Here is a 2,854-nt window from a genome sequence, read left to right as displayed (position 1 = left end):
GCCGTGCTGATCAGGCCGGTCTGGAACGTCGTATTCGCGAGATCTGCGAGATCCGTGTGCGGTACGGCTGTAAGCATCCGGTGAAGGACGCAGGTCAGGCCGCTTGAGCATCCAGCGCCGTCGGCGTCCAGTTCCACGGAAGCAATTGTTCCAGTTTGCTCGTCGGCGTGTCAGCGATGTTGGCGAGGACATCAGCAAGCCAGGCTTGCGGATCGATGTCGTTGAGCTTTGCGCTCATGATCAGCGTCGCCATGAAGGCTGCGCGATCAGCACCACGATCCGATCCGGCGAAGAGCCATGACTTCCTTCCGAGAGCAAAGCCTCGCAGCGCCCGCTCGGCTGCATTGTTCGTCAGGCAAATTCTCCCATCTTCCAGGAATGACGTGAAGCCGTCCCAACGCTTCAGCATGTAATCGATAGCCTCGGCGACAGGAGAACTGCGCGACAGCTTTGCCCGCTCGGTCCGCATCCAGTCCTCGAGTTCTTTGACGAGTGAGAGGCTGTCGATGCGACGGCGCTGCAGGCGTTCGTCGGCGGCAAGCCCGTTGATCTCCCGCTCGATGTCGAACAGGGCATCGATCCGTTTGACAGCCTCCAGCGCCAGCGGCGAGATCGGCATGGCACGGCTGCCGCGTTTGGCATTCGTGGCAATGTCAGCGAGCACAAAGAACTTGCGGCGTGAGTGCGCCCAGCACAGTGCCTGCGTCAGCGGATCGGGATCGCGGTCAACCTTGAACAGGGGATTGTAGCCGCCATAAGCATCCGCTTGCAGAATGCCGGTAAAGGTCTTCAGGTGGCGCTCGGGATGCTCCTGCCGCCGGTCCCGCGACGCATAGTAAAGAGCTGCCGGTGGTGACTGCCCGCTGAACGGTCGGTCATCCCGGACATATGTCCAGATGCGCCCCGTATCGGTTTTGCCTTTCGCCAGGATCGGCACGGTGGTGTCGTCGCCATGCAGCCGCTCGGCGGCCAGAACATGCGCCTCGATCAACGAATGAATGGGCTTCAGCGCCGCCGCGCAAGCACCGACCTGGTCGGCCAGTGTCGATAAGCTGAGGTCGATCCCCTCTCGGCCATAGCGCTCGCTCTGGCGGTTCAGCGGTTGATGCTGGGCGAACTTCTCAAACAGGATCATCGCCAGCAGGTTCGGCCCGGCAAAACCGCGCGGCGTCACATGGAAAGGTGCGGGCGGCTGAGTGATCTTCTCGCATTCGCGGCAGGAGAACTTCTCCCGCACAGTCTGGATGACTTTCCACTGGCGCGGGATCACCTCCAGCGTCTCGGTGATGTCCTCGCCGAGCTTCGACAGCCTGGCGGAACCGCAGCAGCGGCAACTCGTCGGGGCGGCGATGACGACGCGCTCGCGCGGCAGGTGTTCGGGAAACGGCTTCCGTGATGGACGCTTTCGCTCGAACGCCCGGACTGTAGAAGCCTTGGCAGCAATCTCCGCCGCCAGTTCGTCTTCACCAGCGTCGGCTTCGAGTTCCTCGAGTTGCAGCTCCATCTGCTCGAGAAGTCGCGCCTTGCGCTCGGACCGGCTGCCGTAAAGTTCACGGCGAACCTTCTCGATCTCCAGCTTCAACCGCGCGATCAGCGCTTCTGAATGTGACACGAGCGCCTTGGCACTGGCGGCTTCCGCCTCGGCTTTCATACGCCAGGCACGCTCTTGCGCCAGCAGTGCAAGCGCACTGGCAAGATCGTCAGGAAGCTGTTCGGCCGCATCGTTCATGGTAGGATGGAATCATATTCGACCCAGCCATTCCAGTGCTTTTGCTCATCCTGCCGACGTCGGTCGCCAGGTTTTTTGCGGCATCCGCCAGTCTATACCTTCCAGCAGATAACCGAGCTGCGCCGGTGTGATCACCACCGATCCATCTGCCGCCGACGGCCAGACGAAGCGTCCGCGTTCAAGCTTCTTCGTAAACAGGCAGGCTCCCTGGCCGTCATGCCAGATGACCTTGATCAGGCCACCACCGCGACCGCGGAACACGAACAGGTGTCCGCACATCGGATCGCGCTTCAGCGTCTCCTGCACCATCAGCGATAGGCCGGGGAAGCCTTTGCGCATGTCCGTATGGCCTGTCGCCAGCCAGACCTTCACACCACTCGGAACCGGGATCATCTCCGTTCCAGCACGACATCGAGAATACGGCCCAGCGCCTCGGTATCGATGTCGCTGTCCACGCGAATACGACGGCCCCGACCCAGCTCAATCGTCACATCGCTACGCTTCCGGCGGGACTGCGATGGGGCAGGCGGCCCCGAGGGAATGGGCGTGGCTGGAGGCGCGGCCTCGGATAGGATCACCGGCACCAACGTGCTCGCCGTTTCCGTCTTCGGCTCCTCGATTTGGCAAAGCTCCTTGCGCCAACGGAAAAGCTGGCTGACATGGATACCGGCCGCACGGGCAATCTCGGAAAGCACCGCATCTGGCTCAAAGCAGGCCGCAACAAGCCGCTCTTTGTCTTCCCGAGACCAGCGCCGTCGGCGCTCGACAGACGTGATCACTTCAATCGGATGCTTCGTCATAGGACTACTCCTAGTGTTTGCACTAGGACTTCCGATGTTCGTCTCAACCTCGCAAGACGGCCCTCACCGGGCGCTTACGTACGGCTATCGCCGCGTGCATGTGCTGTTGGAACGCGAGGGTTGGGGCACCAACATCAAGCGAACCTACCGCATTTACAGGGACTTGGGGCTACAGTTGCGGAACAAGACACCGAAGCGGGGGGTAAAAGCCAAGCTTCGCGAGGATCGGCACATGGCCGTCGGACCCAACGACGTCTGGGCGATGGACTTCGTTCACGACCAACTCGCAACGGGTAAGAAACTGCGCGTGCTGACGGTGGTCGAC

General features: G+C 61.6%; 3 protein-coding genes and 1 pseudogene. 1 reads left to right on the top strand and 3 read right to left on the bottom strand.

What is annotated here, in order from left to right; translation table 11 throughout:
* Positions 1-94: 94 nt before the first annotated feature.
* Genes CO671_RS32965 through CO671_RS32955 form a run of 3 tightly spaced genes read right to left on the bottom strand, consistent with a single transcriptional unit; the run spans position 95 to position 2,529 of the window.
* On the bottom strand, positions 95-1,729 hold the full coding sequence (locus tag CO671_RS32965; RefSeq protein ID WP_029875830.1) for an IS66 family transposase: 1,635 nt from the start codon (positions 1,727-1,729) through the stop codon (positions 95-97).
* Positions 1,730-1,774: 45 nt separating this feature from the next.
* Entirely contained in the window at positions 1,775-2,122 is a 348-nt protein-coding gene (gene tnpB / locus CO671_RS32960) for an IS66 family insertion sequence element accessory protein TnpB (protein ID WP_008536947.1), read from the bottom strand.
* Positions 2,119-2,529, bottom strand: a complete 411-nt coding sequence (locus CO671_RS32955) for a transposase (protein WP_029875829.1) — start codon at positions 2,527-2,529, stop codon at positions 2,119-2,121. The genes tnpB and CO671_RS32955 overlap by 4 nt, the downstream gene beginning before the upstream one ends.
* A 79-nt stretch (positions 2,530-2,608) precedes the next feature.
* Between CO671_RS32955 and CO671_RS32950 the strand changes: the two are divergent.
* Positions 2,609-2,854, top strand: a pseudogene (locus CO671_RS32950) (IS3 family transposase); the annotation flags it as partial.

This window comes from Rhizobium sp. M10 (assembly GCF_002531955.1).
In the GTDB taxonomy this organism is placed as follows: domain Bacteria; phylum Pseudomonadota; class Alphaproteobacteria; order Rhizobiales; family Rhizobiaceae; genus Rhizobium; species Rhizobium etli_C.
The sequence above is the reverse complement of the archived record's forward strand: the minus strand, read 5'-3'. Positions and strand labels throughout refer to the sequence as shown.

Coding starts and splice junctions, on each gene's coding strand:
- CO671_RS32965 (WP_029875830.1), bottom strand. CDS start 1,729: ATGAACGATGCGGCCGAACAGCTTCCTGACGATCTTGCCAGTGCGCTT.
- tnpB (WP_008536947.1), bottom strand. CDS start 2,122: ATGATCCCGGTTCCGAGTGGTGTGAAGGTCTGGCTGGCGACAGGCCAT.
- CO671_RS32955 (WP_029875829.1), bottom strand. CDS start 2,529: ATGACGAAGCATCCGATTGAAGTGATCACGTCTGTCGAGCGCCGACGG.